Source organism: Streptomyces atratus, assembly GCF_040655115.1.
In the GTDB taxonomy this organism is placed as follows: domain Bacteria; phylum Actinomycetota; class Actinomycetes; order Streptomycetales; family Streptomycetaceae; genus Streptomyces; species Streptomyces atratus_D.
In genome coordinates this window covers 1-1,129 of the sequence record NZ_JBFAJH010000151.1, presented here as the reverse complement: position 1 = coordinate 1,129, position 1,129 = coordinate 1, and the positions used below count along the sequence as shown (strand labels likewise).

Sequence of the window (1,129 nt, the reverse complement as noted above, 5' to 3'; positions counted from 1 at the left end):
TTGCTCATGTTGCTCTTGCCACTCAACCTGGACTGCTTCCTCCGGGACCCATCCGTCCCAGTATCAGGCTGTCCACTTCAGAGGGGGAACTTCAGCAACGGGATAACGTCCGATCTTCGTGCCAAACCGGTGAACCTATGCGGTCACAGCACTAGCGGCGATCTCGACGGACTACTACACCCGGCTCGAGCAGGGCCGGCTGCCTCCCTCCGCACCGGTGCTGGAGGCCGTGGCCCAGGCCCTGCACCTGGACGACGACCAGCGCCGCTACCTTTTCGGCCTGGCCGGGAAGGAGACGGCAAAGCCGCGCCGCAGGGCCCGGCAGAAGGTCCAGCCGCAGCTGCGCCGGGTCTTGGACGACCTCACCGCCACGCCCGCCATCGTGATGGGCCGCAGGATGGACATCCTCGCCTGGAACCCCCTGGCAGCGGCGCTGGTCACCGACTTCGCCGCCGTCCCGGAAAAGCATCGCAATTACGTGCGCATTCTTTTCACCGACCCGGCGATGCGCACCCTGTATGCCGACTGGAAAGGTGTGGCTCGTACCGCAGTTGCGCAATTGCGCATGGAGGCGGCGAAGTATCCGGACGACCCCCGCCTGACCGCTCTGGTCGGTGAATTGTGCGTACAGGACGAAGACTTCCGCCAATGGTGGGCCGCACACCATGTCGCCACCCTCAGCGTGGGCACGAAGGCCCTCCACCACCCCATCGCCGGCGAGCTCTCCCTGGACTGGGACACCCTCACCGCCAGCACCGATCCCGACCAGCAGCTCGTCGTGTGGACCGCCGAAGTCGGCTCACCCACCCACGACGGCCTTCGCATCCTCGCCTCCTGGGCCGCAGACCAGTACCAGGCCATCGCAGAACCGGCCGAGTGAATCCACCCACTGCGATCATGCCGCGCCATGTGCTGGCTATGACGCTCCTGGCGGTTTGCGGAGCACACCGGTGGATCGGCCCGACCCCGTAAACGAGCAGGGTCGCGGACCCATGGCAGCGGTGAGACGTCATCCCTGGAGGAGCTGTCCGTGTGTACGCATTCAGAAGGAATGCGGCTGATCGGTGACGGTGTGTGAAGTGTGCTGTCAGGTGGTCTGCGTGATGGGTGGCATCCAGAGGGTGCCGGT

The 1,129-nt window shown here is 65.5% G+C and carries 1 pseudogene; it reads left to right on the top strand.

The window, feature by feature from the left end:
• Positions 1 to 142 precede the first annotated feature (142 nt).
• Positions 143 to 880: pseudogene (locus AB0I23_RS41540) on the top strand (helix-turn-helix domain-containing protein); the annotation flags it as partial.
• Between the last annotated feature and the right edge of the window lie 249 nt (positions 881 to 1,129).